Raw genomic sequence first — 16,112 nt, 5'->3', positions numbered from 1 at the left:
CATCATCGGGGAACTGAGCAAGATCTTTTGCCGTTATTTTTCGTGGATCCGCATGATATTAAATTTGGGCGTCACACATATAGCACCAATCTTAATCCTGTTACTGAACGCTTTTTTTTGGCACGCCTTTATGATACATATATTATCAGTATCTACGCTGGATGTTGGCGTCGATAATTCTTATGCGTCCGCCTTGATAGTTCTTGGGATATGGATTTTTGGGGAATTTATGAAGGTCATTTAGCAATTGAAACAAATCGATAATCATATGACGACGCAATTAACATATATGGATCGTGCAGCAGGCGCAATGTACGGCCTGTTTATTTGGGGATGCCCTGGCAATGCCGCTTTCCCTGTTGGGCTGAGATTTGGGTACATGGGTTGCTCAATCCCCCGGAAATTATTTCTATGGAGATGCTGGGCTAAAATTGGCGTTACAACAAGAGATAGATAAAAAAAGGAAGCTTAAAAATGGAACTTAAATCTTATTTTGAGAGTACGGACGGAACAGGTATTTTATCGACTGCGGACAGCAATGGTAATGTCGATGCGGCTATTTATTCACGGCCTCTTTTTTTGGAGGATAAGATTGCATTTATAATGCGGGATCGCTTAACGCACAAAAATCTTGAATCCAACCCCCATGCAGTCTATCTGTTTATAGAAGAGGGGCCGGGCTATAAGGGGAAGAGAATCTATTTGACTAAAGTCAAAGAAGAGAAAAATTCAGAGAGGATCGCTTCTCTAAAACGCAGGAAAAAAGATTCAAATCCCGATGAGGATAAATTTCTTGTATTCTTTGAATTTAATAGTGAAAGGCCTCTGGTTGGTGATAATTAGGATCCCTGCTTAAAATTAAGATCAATTTCGGGATGTTAAAGAAATTCCATAAAGCTTGAAAAATTTGAGTAACTTACCCGGACTTATTTATAAACTTGAATCCGGATGACCGCAATGCCGTTCTTTTTCTTCCCTCCTGGCGGATGATAAGGCATTCGGTGTTTTCAAGGCTGTTGATAAGGGCCAGAGCCTGATGGACATCCATGACCATAAGTGCTGTGGCAAGACCATCAGCCCAGGTGCAGGTATCGGAAATAACCGATGCCGATACCACACCGTTTTCAACCGGATAACCGGTTTTCGGGCTGATAATGTGGGAGTATGTGTGCCCGTTTTTTTCAAAATAGTTTCTGTAATTGCCACTGGTGGCAATGGCTTTGTTATCCAGGCGTATTTCTTTATACAGACCTGAATTCAAAAACCCTTTTTCGGGATTTGTTATGCCCACAATCCACGCCGTGCGATGCTTATTTTCTCCTGCGGCGGCCAGCTCCCCGCCGATTTCCACAAGATAGTTATCGATTCCGCCTTCCCTGATCAGGCGGGCAATTTCATCCACGCCATACCCTTTGGCTATGGAACCTAAATCCAGTGTTATGCCGGGCATTGTCTTGGTCAGGTTATGATCCCCGATTTTAAGCTTGTTAAAGCCAATACTTTTAAGTGCTGTTTTAATCTCCGCCGGTTTCGGCGGCTTGTCCCGCCGCCCTTTTGTGCCGAATCCCCACAGGTCCACCAGAGGTTTGACCGTGCCGTCCCAGGCCCCGGATGTCAAAGTATGCAGGCGACTGCACTGCTCAAGAACCTGGTAGAAATCTGCCGATACCCTGAAAATTTGATCCTCTGGCGCGGCATTGAACCGGGACAGTTCGCTCTCTTTTTGGTACATGGATAAACAGGCATTGACCTGTTTTAGGCGAAGATCAATTTTTTCCTGCCATAAGCTTTTCGACAGCGGTTTTGCGGAAATAAGCTTGATGGAATAGGTGGTGCCCATTGTCTGGCCGGTAAACACATACTCCTGGGTTGCCAAAGACCGGGCAGGTAAAAACAGTGTTGTTCCCATGAGCAGCATCAGTGCAAATATAAATGTTGTCATATACTTGGTTTCAGGCATGGATATTATTCTCCTGGTTTTGTTTGTTTTATTCGGACAGTCCGGTCCTAAAATACCGGATTAAGTGTTTTTAAAAGTCTTGAACCGGCAATCACCGATCGGACTTCCCGTTTGAACGCCGTGTGCCGGTTGTACTTTTGTTTGCAAAATTGATCGAACAGGTTTTGGGCGATTTCAGTCTCGCCTTTTGCAATGGCCTCAATCCGCTTTAAAATCTCCTCTTTCAATGCCTGTATGTCGTCAAGCAGCTGATCCACGTCTGCAACAGCGTTGATTATGTTCTCAGCTCCCGGAGACCGGGCCTTAATTCTGTTTTTATCCTTAAATTATAAGATCTCCGGATGAGGAGAATGAGATCCGGCAGGGAGTCATCTCCTTAAGGCAGGATAGTTTTTGGGTTTCACGGGCCAGTCCTTCACTCACAAGCAAATCCGTCGTGTGCATGGTGTCCCTGATAATCACCGCCCGGACCTTTTCAGGGGGCACCGGACCAATGGTTTGAAACCCTGCCTGAACGGCCTTTTCCTCATTGGGCAGCCGGACCGGAATGGATGCTTTTTTAAGAGACATGGCGGTCAGGGCATTCATGAGCGTGGCCTGGTAATTCATGCCTGCAAAGACTTTTTCGGTAATGATGTCTGCATTGCCCAGGCCGATCGCATTGCCTGCCGTGTTTGCGGACAGATCCAGGATCACCAGCCGTTTGACATCAAGGCTTTGGGAAAAATCATCTTCCATTAAATCACAGGTCCTGCCCGTGACATTGGGGTCCATGCCTGACCCGCTGATCTCCTTGCCGATTTGCCGGACCACCAGCAGATCCAGATTTCTATACGGCAGGCTGGGGAAATGGGATTTGGCCAGGGTTAAAAGGTCCGGTTCCCTGGTGCTGATTTTGGCCGCCGGTATCACGTCAATTTTCATAACCTGATCATAAGCGTCCTCCACCACACCGATGCCCAAGCAAAGGTTGGTTTGTTCAATAATGGTATCGCCCATGGCTTTGAGAAGCGTGTGAAATCCGTATTTCAGGGCAAAATTATGATAGGTCAAGGCGCCCGTGTGTTTACCCATGCCCACTACCAGCATTTTGTAAAGCCCGCTTTCCACATCACCTTTAAATTTGGTATGGGGCTTGATGCGGTTTATGCAGATGCTGTGGTCGGCTTCCATGGCCTTTTTTGAAAAATAGACAGGCACGTCATCAAACACGGTTCCGACTTTAACTGCATCCATTTGTGAGGCAATTGTTGCCTGGCATATTTTACTTGTAACGCCTAATTTTGCCAGGGTCTTTTCCTGGCCTTCGGGCGTGGCGCTGCCGTGGCTTCCCATGGCGGGAATGATGACAGGGTGGGCCCCTTTTTCTTTGATGCTCCGGCAGATTTGCGACACAAGATCCGCAATTTTGTTAATGCCCCGGCTGCCCACGCCAACGGCCACGGTCTGTCCGGGTTCAATGGCTGACTGATCCAGTGCCTTTGCCAGTTGTGCTTTCAGGTCGTTTGCGGGGTCCGGCAGTGCCATGGACGGCAAAGCCAGTTTTACCCGGTAAAATCCGGGGAAATTAAATTTTTTTTCAAGATATTCTGGGTATCGCATTTTTTGACTTTTTTAACCGACCTTCCAAAATAATTTTTGCAGCCGCTTTGAATTGGAGCCTGGAAATCAGGCGACCTGACTCTGATATATCAGACTCTATATTCTTTGGCCATGCCGGGATATTTTTTTTGTCTTATCTCTATACACCTTGTCACGGTACGGTATATGATTGCTTGCACGGCAGGCAACAATTAATGAATGATGCCTTGTCTGCGTCAAAAGGGGTGATTCCCCCGTCAATAGAATTAACAAGATGACTGAGGATCAACATGCAGTTGGATATTGATTTTGATTCCATTGAACAAATTTTTTCCAACGCCTGGGGGCAGGGCCGGGATTTTCTTTTTGAATCCGAAGTATACGAGCTTTTGGCGAAGTCCGGGTCAGAAACGTTTCCCCGGACCCGTCTGATCAAGCGCGGAACTCGAATTGCGGATGATGAGCTTGTGGCCATACCGGGGAAGAAAATCGTGTTGAAAATAGTCTCTCCCTATATCGTCCATAAAACAGAAGTGGGCGGGGTCCGGGTGGTGGACAATGAACCCGATAAGATCCGTTCCGCCGTGCGCCGGATGTTCTACGAGGTGCCGGAAAGCTATGCAGCCGGCTTGGCCCGTACCCAGGAAGGCCTGCCTGTGCATTATCAAGGTCTGACCGGTGACGCCCTGACAGCTGCAGTTTCCCGGGATGTTAAAGGCGTACTCCAGGTGCAGTATATGCCCCCGGATTCTGCAGCCTTTGGCAATGAACTCATTGTTGGACTGCGTCACACCCGGGAATTCGGCACCATATTATCTGCCGGATTGGGCGGTACGGACACGGCGTTATATGCCAAGCGATTCAGGAAAGGCCAGGCCATTGTGGCGGTCTCCCCGGCCATGTGCACAGGGGAGCGTTTTTTCCGGTTGTATCGCAAGACCATTTCATACAGAAAACTTGCCGGTTTAACCCGTGGACAGCGCCGTATTGTTACGGATGAGCAATTGGCGGAGTGTTTTGAGTCTTTTATCCGTATCGGTAATACCTATTGCCGTGAAAACCCGGAAGCTGTTTTTATTATAGATGCGCTTGATCTCTTTATTGTGGCTGTGGGGGCCGATCAGGTCCCTGACCTGGTCGAGGATATCATAGAAAAGGATGCTGCCCATGCCGTTATGCTTATTGCCGGAGGCTTAGGGGAGACCCCTGACAGCCGGGATAGGGCCGAACAGGTCGTGGAGGCGATCTGTGCAGCCCGCATCCGTCCGGATACCGATGGCGGTCCGGTGTTTATCGGTGCCAATTGCATGGGGGTGATTTCTTTGCCCGGAAATTTTGATACCTGGTTTATTCCTAAAGAAAAATTGCCCAAGAACGGATCCTGCCCCAGGTCATGTTGCGTGGTGTTTTATAAGGCCAGCCGGACCCCGGAAGGTAAAGCCGCCACCTCCAGCCATACCGCCTCCATCGCCGGGGACTATATGGTCTGCGAAAGCTGTGTTTCCCAGCCCGGAGCCATTGTTGCCAGAACCTTCAATGAATTTCAGGCGCTTATGCTTCTGGCCGAAACCTTAAATACCAAAATTATCCATGGCAACCGCCTGGCTGCCGTCAGCGGTGCCGGGTTTGAAGCCGTGGGAATGGCTGATTCCATCCAAAGCGATGATTTTACCATGGAGTTTGCCCGATTCGGCAATAAAACAGTAACTGACGTGCGGTCTGTGCTGGCTGCCAAGGGGCTGGACCGTCTGGTCACGATATCCAACCCCCTTGATATCAGTCCGGCGGCCGATGACCAGGTTCACGGCGACATTGCCGAAATTCTTTGCCGGGACCCCGGCGTTGATGCTGTAATTCTCAGTGTGGATCCCATGTCTCCGGCCATGAAGACATTGGACACCGACCCGGAAGACCGGTTTTGCATGCACCATAAAGGTGCGATTCTCCATCGGCTCACACATCTGAATAATACCAGTGAAACCCCCATTGTGGCTGTGGTGGACGGCGGCAGGCTTTACGACCCTTTGCGTGACGCCCTGATTGCAGGCTGCATTCCTGTTTTCAAAGTCTGCGATGGTGCTGTGGCGGCCCTCTCCCTTTATATTCAGGGCCGGTTGCGCGCCAATGCCGTCCGTATGTCAAAAGAAGAAGGTGTAATCCATGACTGAGAACAGAATCGTTTATATTACCCATGCACCTGTGGAATTGTATAAGGTGCTCAAGTTTGAAAATTTTGCGTCCAGCGGGGGCGAGGCCAAGTATATGATTGCCGACGGGCTAGTCCGGGTAAACGGGCGGGTTGAAACACGAAAAAGGAAAAAGATTTTTCCCGGCGATGTTATAGAAATTTATGACAGTTGTCTTGAAATGAAAATGGCTCCTGTCTAAATGAACCCCAACTTTTTTTTTCTCTCCAACCGGTATATAGTTTCAACTATGTTTAAATCTTATGAAAGCGTAGCGTGTATGATCACAAAAGAGCGTAATATGCCAGATTTCAATGCAAAAAAGTCTTCTTTTTTGCTTTCCCGACTTCTCCTTGTTTGCGGACTGGTGGGGTTTTTGTTTATAGCGCCCGGTGTCGGCCTGGCAGACCAGCCCCGTGTGGTTTTGGCCGATGCCGTTGTGTGTGAACGCATATCCAATTTCAGGCCGGTGAATCCGGCCGTTGTATTTTCCGTTTCCCAGGGAGAGGTTTTCTGTTTTTCCGAATTTGATCCGGTGTATGAAAAGACAGCGATTTTTCATAACTGGTATAAAAACGATAAGCTTATTTTTTCCATACCTCTTGTTCTTTCCGTACCCAAATGGTCCTCTTTTTCAAGGGTTCAGATGCGTGCTGCAGATAAGGGGCCCTGGCGGGTCGAAATTCGGGATGAAGCCAATAATATTCTAAAAACCTTAAGATTCAGCATGTCTGATTGATACCCATGGAACAACTGATTTTATTATTTTCCGGATGGCGCTGGCAGGATGTGCTGGATATTGTATTTAACGCATATATTCTGTTTCGTTTGTATGTACTGTTCCGGGGGACCAATGTCCTGCGTGTTCTTATGGCTGTGGTGGCGATGTGGGTCATCGGTCGTAGCGCCAACGCCATGGGGCTGATCATTACCAACTGGGTCCTGCAGGGCGTGATCACCGTGGCGACGTTTATCATCATCATTGTATTTAGAAATGAAATATCAGGGGTGGTCAGAACACGCAGCCTCAAATTTTTTCTATGGGAAGTTCCAAGGGCCCAGATCAATACGCCGGTGCGCATCATTACGGATGCTGTGGTGGAACTGGCCCGATCGAAAATCGGGGCATTGATCGTGATGCCGCTTAAAACAGGGGTGGACAGCATAATTTCCTCCGGGGTGGATATTAATGCATCACTTTCCAGGGAAATGCTGGTTAATATTTTTTGGCCCGGTGCGCCGCTTCATGACGGTGCTGCCGTCATCCAGAGGGGAAGGATTACCCGGGCCGGGACAATTTTGCCCTTGTCCCAGAATCGAAATCTGGCCTCCAAATACGGCACCCGGCACAGGGCGGCTCTGGGGCTTACTGAGCAATGCGATGCCCTGGTGATTGTTGTGTCTGAGGAACGTGGAAAAGTATCCCTTGTACAAGACAATCAGATTCATGAAATCAGGGACCCTAACAAGATTGAATCGCTAATAAAACAATATACCGGCGGGCCTGAACCGGTAAAGGGAATGCGCAGGCAGAACCGGGAACTGCTTGTTGCTGCCATGGTCTGTTTTTTATGTACCACAGGTCTGTGGCTGAGCTTTTCAAGAGGCATGGAGACATTGGCCAACTATGATGTTCCCATTGAGTTCATGAAGCCTGACAAAAAAATGAACATTATTGATGCATCCGCTTCCAGGTCCAGGCTTCTGATCAGCGGTGCACGGCCTTTGGTCAACTCCTTGACTTTGGATCGGATGAGTATCAAGATATCCCTTAACGGAACCGTTGTGGGAAAAAACAAACTGACCATTACCCGGCAGAATGTCCAGTTGCCACCGGGTATCCGCCTGAAAAACATTGAACCGGATCAGGTGGAAGTGACCCTGGACACCATGGCGGAAAAACAGGTACCGGTACAAGCAGACTTTTCAGGAAAATTGCCGGACGGCGTTATCATGACCAGTATCCGCGTTATCCCTGAAACGGTCAAAATCACAGGCGGCGAGATTGCCCTGGACAACGTAAGCACCGTGTTTACCGAGAAAATTCCTCTGACAGAGTTAACAACCTCTGGCGTTATTAATGTGGGATTGGTCATGAGCCCTGCCACCCTGCGGCCGGATGAGAAGCATGAAAAGGTACAGGTTCGATATACCATCTCAGAAAGGAAGAATCATGAGGACACCCAAAACTGATAAAATTATCTAATATGCATTCCACTACAGGGAGGGAGTTATGTCGGAGAAAAACCTGAGCAATTGGGAGAGTCGTCTTGTGCCCCCGGATAAGGTTTTAAATCATATCCGGCCCGGAATGACCGTGTTCATCGGCACAGGGCCGGCTACGCCACGACGGCTGATCCGTACATTGCTTGATGTGGACAAACATAATATCAGGGATCTTGAGTTGATGCAGCTGGCTGTGCTGGGGGAGACCATTTTGTCCATTGATCGCCTTAATGCCCCCAACTACCGGTTGAAAACATTTTTTTCAGGGGGATATGTGGCCTGGGATACCATTTCCACCGGCCAGGTGGATCTTATCCCTGCCTATTCCTCTGAGATTCCGGAAATCATCAGATCCGGCAGAATCAATGTGGATGTGGCATTTATACAGATCACCCCGCCCAATGATGCCGGATACTGCAGTCTGGGTCTTGCCGTGGATGTGGCAAAAGAAGCCATGTACAAGGCAAGCCTTGTGGTGGGTGAGGTGAATGAGGCAATGCCCTTTACCTATGGGGATACCTTTGTCTCCATAGAAGAGTTTGATCTTCTGGTACGCGCGGACCGGGAGCCGATCACCTATACTCCTGAACCGGTTACCGATGTTATGAAAAAGGTGGCTGCCAATGTGGCCAATGAAATTCGGGATGGTGACTGCATCAACTATTCCCTTGGACCCTTGTTCGAAGCGCTGGTGCCTTATTTGTCAGATAAAAAAGATCTTGGCATTCATTCCCTTTATTTTACCGATGCAGCCGCAGAGCTTGTCAATTCCGGGGCTGTCACCAATAATCGAAAATTTCTGTTCAGGGGCAAATCTTTGGCATCCTATGCCCTTGGCACCAAAAAATTGATGAAATGGCTGCATAAAAATCCTCTGGTGGAGTTCCAGGGTATTGACTGGGTGTGCAACTCCCAGCTCATTGCCCGCAACCCCCAGTTTGTCGCCATATATGAAGGCCGCAAAGCCGATCTCCAGGGCAGGGTTGCCTTTCCCTTAAGAGGCGCCGTGATTTCAGGCCCTGGTGAAGGGATTGATTTTTACAAGGCCGCAGAAGCCTCCAAGGATGGCAACACCATCGTCGGTATGCCCAGCCGTAATGAAAACGGCGAGTCCAATATCCTGTTCAGTATAGAGAAATATGTCAATCAGTTGCGGTTGCGTGAATCGATTCATGTGCTGGCCACGGAATACGGGGTGGCCATGCTCAAATGGCGTCCCTTGCGGGAACGGGCCCAGGCCATCATTGATGTGGCCCATCCCGACGATAGAGAGGATTTGATTAAAAAGGCCCGGGAAAAAAAAATCCTCTATTCCAACCAGATTTTTGTCAGCCGTTCCGGCCATCTGTATCCGGCATATATTGCCCATACCAAAACCTTCAAGGGTGATAAAACAGTCCGGTTTCGGGCCATGAAGCCTTCGTATGAAGAATCCATGCGCCGGTTTTTCTACCGCTGTTCAAATGAAACGGTATTTTATCGCTTCTTTTATTCCGTAAAAACCATGGGTCACGACAAAATGCAGGCGTATGTCAATGTGGATTATACCAAAGAGTTCTCCGTGGTGGGATTTGGTGGAAAAAAGGGCGAAAATCGGATTGTTGCCGAGGCACGACTGGTTGGCAGCGATGACGGCAAAGCCGGTGAAGTGGCTTTTTTGATAGATGAAAACTACCAGGGTGCAGGGGTGGGGTCCTATTTAATGTCATTGTTGGTCCAGGAGGGGAAAAAACGCAAACTTGAAGCGCTCTATGCCGAGGTTCTGCCCGAAAACCGACCCATGATCAAGGTGTTTGAGAAATCAGGCCTGCCGTTGAAATCAAAGTTGGAGGGCGGGGTCTACCATATTACCCTATCCCTGAGCGGTTGATGCTGAAACCGGTTTGTCGGGCTGTATCAATAGTTATTCATAAAAAATTTAGGTTTTTACCAGTGCTGCCGATATCATCAGGAAAAGAAAAAGTCGTTAAAACCGTTAAATCAGGAGAATGATGATGAACAGCGTGTCGCAAGCTAACGCCTACGGTCTGCATAACCGGGCCGCATTGTCAAACAACAGTCGTGCTTCAAGTTCAAGCGAACTTTATGTAAATTCATATTCAAGCCTTGATGCGGGATTGACTATCCAGACACGCGAGGGGGATGTGGTTACCCTCTCCAGCACCCAAGATTCCCAACTTGAAGCCTATGAATACAGCAGCCGGGGCATCATCAGCAATAAAGACGGCTATGCTGCAGCCTCGTACAATGTCCGGGAAATTACCTTAAGTACCGGAGAAACGTTTTCATTTACGGTGGAAGGGGATTTGAACGAAGAGGAACTTGAGGATATTGAATCCATTATAACCGGTGTGGACAACATTATCGGAGAGATGATGGAAGGAGACATGATGGATGCGGTTTCCGAGGCCATGCGCATGGGATATTACGATTCAATTTCTTCCTATGAAGCCGATATCACGGTGACGTCCGGATATGCCATGTACAGTCAAGAGCAGACCGCCACCACAGGTGCCCTGGGACAGGACCTGGCCGCAGCGTATCTTGAGGATTCCGATACTGCGGGTACAGATGATGGCGGAACCACGCGCATGGCTCGTAATCTGGCAACTTCTTTTATGGATCAGCTCTCCGAGCTTCTGGAAAAACAGCAGGAGGAATCCCTGGCCCGGGCGCGTGAACCCTTAAGCAGCCTGTTTGATCATTATCTGGAAACCCAGAAAGCGAATGAAGCCAGTCAGGCACAGGCCGGTGAGGATGAGGCCCTGGTGGATGAGAGTCAGACGGATAACGGGCGAGCGGACAAATCTAAGCCCTCCTTTTCCAATCTTCTTGAAATGGCAGCTCAGGCAGTTGACCGGACCATTGCGGACATGCTGAAAAAAGCCTTTGATAATTCTTTGAAATCCTTTATTTAGGTTTAGCGGCTCGGAATAATTTAATCCGGGATCTGTTTATACTTTAATAATATTTGAACTGACATTATCAATATCAGAAGTAGTCAACGCCTTTATTCACAATGTTCTTGGTGACACATAATAGACAAAATACTCGCCTTGTTCAAGGTTCAATCAGAGGCAGGAGTATAATATATTAAATGTAATCAATGCGTTCTTGGAAATGAAATTTAACAGGGTATTAAATTGACTGTTGATTTTTCGGGTTAGGGCAGGTTAATGTCCAATTAAGTTGGCTTTCAATAGGCTTAAATCATAGAATAACAAAGCCTTTAGTTGATTTTTATGGCGTAGATGCTCCTGGAGGACAAAAGTTCCACAATTGTGGAACTTTTACAGATGGGAAAGAATACGATATAAATGACGGATATTTAACCTTAACATTGGGGCATTAATGAAAAAGACATTAATTTCTATTATTATTTTTGCTGCGTTATCTATTCCCTGGATTCCCGGCATAAAATTTGCTTAGCCAACCCTTGCGCTCTGATACATAAAAATCTGCTGAGGCTTGGCCTCTGCAAACCCTGACCCAAGATCATATTTGATGACTTATTGGCCAGCAATCTTAGCTAATCCATTTTTTTACTGAACTATACTTGATTACCCATGGTCAAATCACGCCAGATAGGCACAGTTCACCATTAGCGCTCTGCGCATAACTTCTCCATCCCGATTTTTTACCCAATAATGTGCTTATCCTGGAGAACAACGTAACCGGTACAATACGTTCTCAGCCAATTGGGCAAACGGGTTGATCTTACCAAATGAAATGCTCCACCGCCGACCACTATATATTAAACGGCCAGCCATATACATTAAATCCTGCATAACTGTTCTTAACCTCCTTCGTGAGACTTTTTTTCTACGGTTGATCGGAAGATTGTTCTCATCCTGCTCCTCAAGGCTAATTTGGCCTATGATTCTAAGAATGTTATACGCCAAAAGAGCAAGATGGAGAATCAGGCTGTTGCTGCTAAAACGGCAACTGGGGAAGCGTTCTAACCCAAGATCACTTTTGATTTCTGAATGAAATTGTTCACTGGTTCCATGATCATGGTATAAATTGATGACCTCTTGGGGGCTCAGCCCGGCGATGGTAACCCAATAGGTCTCGACTTCAATTGTGGGAAAAAGCAGGGGCTCCCCTTTTTCTTCATATCGTTCAGTCACTTTGAAGACAATCGGACGTGGCAATGCCCGCCCTTTTGGGTCAACAGTTGTTTGCCCGACCCACACACTTTTGTGTCCACAGCGAATCAATCTAACGCTTTCAGTATTCTGGGCCAGGATAAGCCAACCATCCAAAGATTCTTTACGTAAATTGCGCTTAACCAAGACATCAACACCTTCGCATGTTTTTATTACTTCAAAATTATCCTGACTGTCATTTCCTGAATCAAGACGGATAAGAAGAGGTTCCTGGGTAATCTGCCTGGTTAATTTTAATATTTCTTGAATGAATTCCGGGGTGTTTTTTTGACTAATGCTGGCTGCCTTCTCTAAGCTCTACATTGATTAAGTATCCTTCAGTTCCTAAATATCCGAACATTGGTGCATAGCCATCACAGCCTTTGTATGTCCTGGAAACTCCCTCTTTTTTCGTTTTTGAATTGTCAAAAGGGCTAACGTCCAGATCTAAGGGAATATAATTGCCGACACTCGTCTGAACCGGTGAAATGGCGGGTGCTTTGCCTCGAATCATTTCAACTGAAGCCTCCTTGATAAGTTCATTGGCAGATTCCCCGATCAGGTCAATGCGTTCACGCAATGTTGATTGAGAAGGACAATTGCTGATTCCCAGAGATTGTGTAAAGAAAAATGGATCCTGCCTGAAAATTTCAATAGCGATATAGTCTGGCTTACCAACACAAATAAGTCCCAACATGGACGAAAGGATCTCTCCATGAGAAATATTAGGATCAACACAATGTACATCCGGTAAATTTTTGAACCGCTGGGCAAAATTAATCGACTTAAGCAATGCACCTACAGGGAGCAATCCGCTTTGACTGACAAGGTTTTCATTTCCATGTTTTACATTGATAGTGGTCGGCATCGGTCTTCACCTCCGAAGTGAATGTTTTTTTAATGCCATTGTATTAATTTTATATTAAAATTTCAATATGTTATAATTAAAAAAGCAATCTTTATGCCGCTAACTCAGGTATTCCTTATTGTACGGCGGTAGCGAATGATTTATCAAAAAATATTAAAAACGCACAATTAGGTGACAAAAACGCTCAGTTCGAGGTAGGGGAAAGCTGCCGTTCTGGCGTTGGTATCCCACAGAACTATAAACAAGCCTATATGTGGTTTAGCCTGGCAGCCGCTCAAGGACATGAGGAAGCTAAGGAAAGGCAGAAAGAACTCGAAAAGAAATTAACCCCTGAACAACTTGGAGAAGCTCAGGACCTTGCTCTTTATACGCAGTTAGCTATATCAGAAAAAAACAACCTGCCGCCAGTTATTGCTGAGGAAAGCATTGATGGGAAGTTTATATTGTCAGAAACAGAAGGGGATCTATTCATTGTCACCGGGATATTAAAAAATCCTGCGGCACATGACATATCGCATGTAAAACTAAAAGGGGTGTTGTTTACGTCTGACAATATCGAAGCTATTAACCGGACCGTCTATTGTGGGAACACAATAGATGAAGCCAATTTAAAAAAAATGAAGATCACTGAAATCGAAAAACAGCTCATGACTGAAAATAGATCTATAAAACCAGACGTGTCATCACCATTCATGTTTGTCTTCTCAAATCTCCCAGACAATTTGAAAAACTTTAAGGTCTCTCTCGTAGATTTCAAAAAAGAATCAGACAAAGGGCTAAGTAAAATTGACAAAGATACGGAATAAACTTCCAACTTCATTTTTTTTACCATTAACCAAAAACCCTGAAAGGCCCTAAAATCAACCTCCCAGGTTTTTAACTAAATCCCAGCACAAAAAAGCAAACTTCGAACCTGTTAACACATCAACCGACTGTTATAAAAGCTGATACTATTTTTAAAAACCTGAGATTAAGTGCAAGAATAGCCCAAAAATACGAAATTCCCTAAGATTGCCAGAACCCCCTTGACACCCACCCAAAAACCACCAAGGCCCTCGCCAGTCCCACCAGTTCCCGGTTGACCCCGGCTAATCCCGCCTATAAACCAATTCCCTCAAATTGCCTGCCATTTCACAATTTTGAATACTTTTCTTTAAAGGTTTAAGAATGGTAAGATTCAAAAAGTGTAACGTTGTCCCACTGAATCAGTGACAAAAAACTGTAACGTTTGCCTGGGTATTATCCCGCCGCTTATCCTGCTGAAATTTAAAAAAGTACCCAGCTTATCCCGCCGCATTACCCAGCTCCTGAAATTTTGCTTGTAGCGGTCAAAATATCATGCTATCTGTTCAGATGACTTGAATTTATAGAAGCATACAGGTGTCGCCAATTGGCGACATTTTTTTCAGCCTCAAAGCATTTTTGTTATAACCTATTGACTTTACATATAGTTTTTAATCCACCTTCATGGCTCATTTTTGAAACGTCAGCCTAAAAATCAGATTTTTCCTGAACGTTACAATATTTTGCAAATTGTATTTTTTGCATCGTTCTTGCAACCTTCTGATTTTACATTAAATACACAAGTTACCTTAAAAAAAGGCTTCAAAAAAAGCGTTACAATATTTGAATCTCATCATAAGAAAAAATCAATGAGACTTTTTGAATTTATTGTCATGTAAAAGGATTGCTAATATGGGCATAAAAATAGCCAGATATATAAGTAGTTTGCTATCGGTGAAGAACTTATATATTTTTTTTGCAATTGTTTTTGTCGCTTTTGTGATGAGTGGATACTTTATGCTCAGTGTTGCATCAAGTACGAAAGACGTTTCAATAATTTCTCAAGTATTTTTGGGATTGGCCGCTCTTATAGCATCAATAGCGGCAATGATTAGTTTTAAGGCTAAATTTAATCAAGAAGTAGCACGCAACCTTGAGGAGGAGATACAGACGCTTTATGCTGCAAGCATGTTTTTAGCTATAAATACGCAACGAGTTGAATATTATAAAAAATTCATAATCCACCCTCAAAAAGATATTGATTTACTCAATAAGTATAAATATCTTTTTGAGGGTCTAAGCTCAATGATTGAAAATGCAGGCTTGCTAAAATATTTAGGAGAATCTTTAATTAGCGAATGCATCGGTGCACACGATAAGTTATTTTTTGTCCAATTATTGAATAATAAAATGATCTGCAATCCAACCCTTCCCCCAATATCAACGACTGCGGGAGATATAGATTTCATTATTGCTTTTATGAAACGATTCAAAACTCGTATTGATTTGGTTTATGAAAAACAAAGGAAGTCATTCGCCAATATTCCCCTTGAAGACCCTCATTTCACGAAGTTTAAATAAAATGTTGTTCAGGATTCGAGGAGATAAAAAAGTCCTTTCAAAAATCAATTTAATAGAACATACTCCTTCTTTTTTAGGATGGCAAAAATCGACTTTTGGTGACCTGAAATTGACCAAGCACTAATGGTATGATCAATCACTCCCAATGATTTCAGAAACGTGATAAATGGCAAAAGAAAGGCTCGGTGCTTTTGTTTTAGAAATATGACCTACCTTTTTATTGAGTCTCAAAAAACGTTCGTTTGATAAAACCGATTTCGACATTGTTATTCTGAACGGAATCTTGATACTTTCCGTATCTTAAATTGCCCTCTTAAAAAACATAGTCTTAGAGCTTTTCTACAGTAATCAGGCAATGCCGTACCGCGCCAGGGCCGAGCTGACGATATGGTCGATCAGGGTGCGGTAGTCTTCCATTGCGCCTTTTTTTGATGCGGGTACAGGCCCCTTTAATGTCCCATCCGGCCACACCCGGTCCGGGCCCGGCTGCGGTCAGATCTTCTCCTTCGCTGATGTTGACAATGGCAATACGAACCCCTTTGGCTTCCATCATCAGGGGCGCTTGAGCTTCTGCTTTGGTCATGCCGGCGCATGTGCCGGCGATGCCGTGGCGATCCAGGAGCCTGACGGTCTGCTGGAACCCCTCAACACCAAAATCAAACATGTGGTTGTTGCCCAGGGTGACGGCGGAAAACGGCACGGCGCCCAGTCTCCGGCAATGACCAGGGTCGCGGCATCTGTTGGCCCGGCATCCTGGGACCAGGAACCGGTCTGAAAGT

General features: G+C 45.7%; 15 protein-coding genes. 9 read left to right on the top strand and 6 right to left on the bottom strand.

The window, feature by feature from the left end:
- Positions 1-474: 474 nt before the first annotated feature.
- Positions 475-843, top strand: coding sequence for a pyridoxamine 5'-phosphate oxidase family protein (locus DESPODRAFT_RS01105; protein ID WP_004070645.1), 369 nt, complete (start codon positions 475-477; stop codon positions 841-843).
- A gap of 73 nt (positions 844-916) precedes the next feature.
- Here DESPODRAFT_RS01105 and DESPODRAFT_RS01100 read toward each other — a convergent pair whose 3' ends face one another.
- From DESPODRAFT_RS01100 to DESPODRAFT_RS01090, 3 genes are all read right to left on the bottom strand, one after another.
- On the bottom strand, positions 917-1,960 hold the full coding sequence (locus tag DESPODRAFT_RS01100) for an FAD:protein FMN transferase (RefSeq protein ID WP_004070644.1): 1,044 nt from the start codon (positions 1,958-1,960) through the stop codon (positions 917-919).
- 47 nt (positions 1,961-2,007) lie between these two features.
- Entirely contained in the window at positions 2,008-2,217 is a 210-nt protein-coding gene (locus DESPODRAFT_RS01095; protein ID WP_040015784.1) for a hypothetical protein, read from the bottom strand.
- Between the two features lie 64 nt (positions 2,218-2,281).
- The gene (locus DESPODRAFT_RS01090; RefSeq protein ID WP_004070642.1) at positions 2,282-3,562 is read right to left on the bottom strand and encodes a nickel pincer cofactor-dependent isomerase, group 22; all 1,281 of its coding nucleotides are present in this window, start codon (positions 3,560-3,562) and stop codon (positions 2,282-2,284) included.
- Between the two features lie 269 nt (positions 3,563-3,831).
- Between DESPODRAFT_RS01090 and DESPODRAFT_RS01085 the strand changes: the two genes are divergently transcribed.
- The 6 genes from DESPODRAFT_RS01085 (at position 3,832) to DESPODRAFT_RS01060 (ending at position 10,871) form a co-directional block, all read left to right on the top strand.
- Positions 3,832-5,709 carry an acetate--CoA ligase family protein gene (locus DESPODRAFT_RS01085; RefSeq protein ID WP_004070640.1) on the top strand — a complete coding sequence of 626 codons (1,878 nt, stop codon included), beginning with the start codon at positions 3,832-3,834 and terminating at the stop codon, positions 5,707-5,709.
- On the top strand, positions 5,702-5,929 hold the full coding sequence (locus DESPODRAFT_RS01080) for an RNA-binding S4 domain-containing protein (protein WP_004070638.1): 228 nt from the start codon (positions 5,702-5,704) through the stop codon (positions 5,927-5,929). Before DESPODRAFT_RS01085 ends, DESPODRAFT_RS01080 begins: the two co-directional genes overlap by 8 nt.
- A gap of 99 nt (positions 5,930-6,028) precedes the next feature.
- Positions 6,029-6,466, top strand: a complete 438-nt coding sequence (locus DESPODRAFT_RS01075) for a DUF2914 domain-containing protein (RefSeq protein ID WP_245531981.1) — start codon at positions 6,029-6,031, stop codon at positions 6,464-6,466.
- Between the two features lie 5 nt (positions 6,467-6,471).
- The gene (locus DESPODRAFT_RS01070) at positions 6,472-7,920 is read left to right on the top strand and encodes a diadenylate cyclase (RefSeq protein ID WP_004070635.1); all 1,449 of its coding nucleotides are present in this window, start codon (positions 6,472-6,474) and stop codon (positions 7,918-7,920) included.
- Positions 7,921-7,960: 40 nt separating this feature from the next.
- A complete protein-coding gene (locus tag DESPODRAFT_RS01065) occupies positions 7,961-9,823 on the top strand; it encodes a bifunctional acetyl-CoA hydrolase/transferase family protein/GNAT family N-acetyltransferase (protein WP_004070633.1) in 1,863 nt (620 codons plus the stop codon).
- Between the two features lie 118 nt (positions 9,824-9,941).
- On the top strand, positions 9,942-10,871 hold the full coding sequence (locus DESPODRAFT_RS01060) for a hypothetical protein (protein WP_245531980.1): 930 nt from the start codon (positions 9,942-9,944) through the stop codon (positions 10,869-10,871).
- A gap of 735 nt (positions 10,872-11,606) precedes the next feature.
- Here DESPODRAFT_RS01060 and DESPODRAFT_RS21395 read toward each other — a convergent pair.
- Together DESPODRAFT_RS21395 and DESPODRAFT_RS21390 are read right to left on the bottom strand one after the other, a co-directional pair.
- Positions 11,607-12,320: a transposase gene (locus DESPODRAFT_RS21395; RefSeq protein ID WP_371905016.1), complete on the bottom strand. Its 714-nt coding sequence runs from the start codon at positions 12,318-12,320 to the stop codon at positions 11,607-11,609.
- 73 nt (positions 12,321-12,393) lie between these two features.
- The gene (locus DESPODRAFT_RS21390) at positions 12,394-12,969 is read right to left on the bottom strand and encodes a transposase (RefSeq protein ID WP_052314648.1); all 576 of its coding nucleotides are present in this window, start codon (positions 12,967-12,969) and stop codon (positions 12,394-12,396) included.
- A gap of 110 nt (positions 12,970-13,079) precedes the next feature.
- Between DESPODRAFT_RS21390 and DESPODRAFT_RS01050 the strand changes: the two genes are divergently transcribed.
- Both DESPODRAFT_RS01050 and DESPODRAFT_RS01040 read left to right on the top strand, forming a co-directional pair.
- Positions 13,080-13,775, top strand: coding sequence for a tetratricopeptide repeat protein (locus tag DESPODRAFT_RS01050; RefSeq protein WP_371905015.1), 696 nt, complete (start codon positions 13,080-13,082; stop codon positions 13,773-13,775).
- Positions 13,776-14,664: 889 nt separating this feature from the next.
- Positions 14,665-15,333 (top strand): hypothetical protein, encoded by a 669-nt coding sequence (locus tag DESPODRAFT_RS01040; RefSeq protein WP_004070626.1) that lies wholly within the window; start codon positions 14,665-14,667, stop codon positions 15,331-15,333.
- Positions 15,334-15,661: 328 nt separating this feature from the next.
- Here the strand turns inward: DESPODRAFT_RS01040 and DESPODRAFT_RS19145 are convergent, their stop codons facing one another.
- Positions 15,662-16,042, bottom strand: a complete 381-nt coding sequence (locus tag DESPODRAFT_RS19145) for a CapA family protein (protein WP_371905014.1) — start codon at positions 16,040-16,042, stop codon at positions 15,662-15,664.
- Positions 16,043-16,112: the final 70 nt, after the last annotated feature.

The organism is Desulfobacter postgatei 2ac9 (assembly GCF_000233695.2).
Classification (GTDB): domain Bacteria; phylum Desulfobacterota; class Desulfobacteria; order Desulfobacterales; family Desulfobacteraceae; genus Desulfobacter; species Desulfobacter postgatei.
Note: the sequence above shows the minus strand (reverse complement) of the source record. Positions and strands in the feature narration are given on the sequence as shown.

Coding starts and splice junctions, on each gene's coding strand:
- DESPODRAFT_RS01105 (WP_004070645.1), top strand. CDS start 475: ATGGAACTTAAATCTTATTTTGAGAGTACGGACGGAACAGGTATTTTA.
- DESPODRAFT_RS01100 (WP_004070644.1), bottom strand. CDS start 1,960: ATGCCTGAAACCAAGTATATGACAACATTTATATTTGCACTGATGCTG.
- DESPODRAFT_RS01090 (WP_004070642.1), bottom strand. CDS start 3,562: ATGCGATACCCAGAATATCTTGAAAAAAAATTTAATTTCCCCGGATTT.
- DESPODRAFT_RS01085 (WP_004070640.1), top strand. CDS start 3,832: ATGCAGTTGGATATTGATTTTGATTCCATTGAACAAATTTTTTCCAAC.
- DESPODRAFT_RS01080 (WP_004070638.1), top strand. CDS start 5,702: ATGACTGAGAACAGAATCGTTTATATTACCCATGCACCTGTGGAATTG.
- DESPODRAFT_RS01075 (WP_245531981.1), top strand. CDS start 6,029: ATGCCAGATTTCAATGCAAAAAAGTCTTCTTTTTTGCTTTCCCGACTT.
- DESPODRAFT_RS01070 (WP_004070635.1), top strand. CDS start 6,472: ATGGAACAACTGATTTTATTATTTTCCGGATGGCGCTGGCAGGATGTG.
- DESPODRAFT_RS01065 (WP_004070633.1), top strand. CDS start 7,961: ATGTCGGAGAAAAACCTGAGCAATTGGGAGAGTCGTCTTGTGCCCCCG.
- DESPODRAFT_RS01060 (WP_245531980.1), top strand. CDS start 9,942: ATGATGATGAACAGCGTGTCGCAAGCTAACGCCTACGGTCTGCATAAC.
- DESPODRAFT_RS21390 (WP_052314648.1), bottom strand. CDS start 12,969: ATGCCGACCACTATCAATGTAAAACATGGAAATGAAAACCTTGTCAGT.
- DESPODRAFT_RS01040 (WP_004070626.1), top strand. CDS start 14,665: ATGGGCATAAAAATAGCCAGATATATAAGTAGTTTGCTATCGGTGAAG.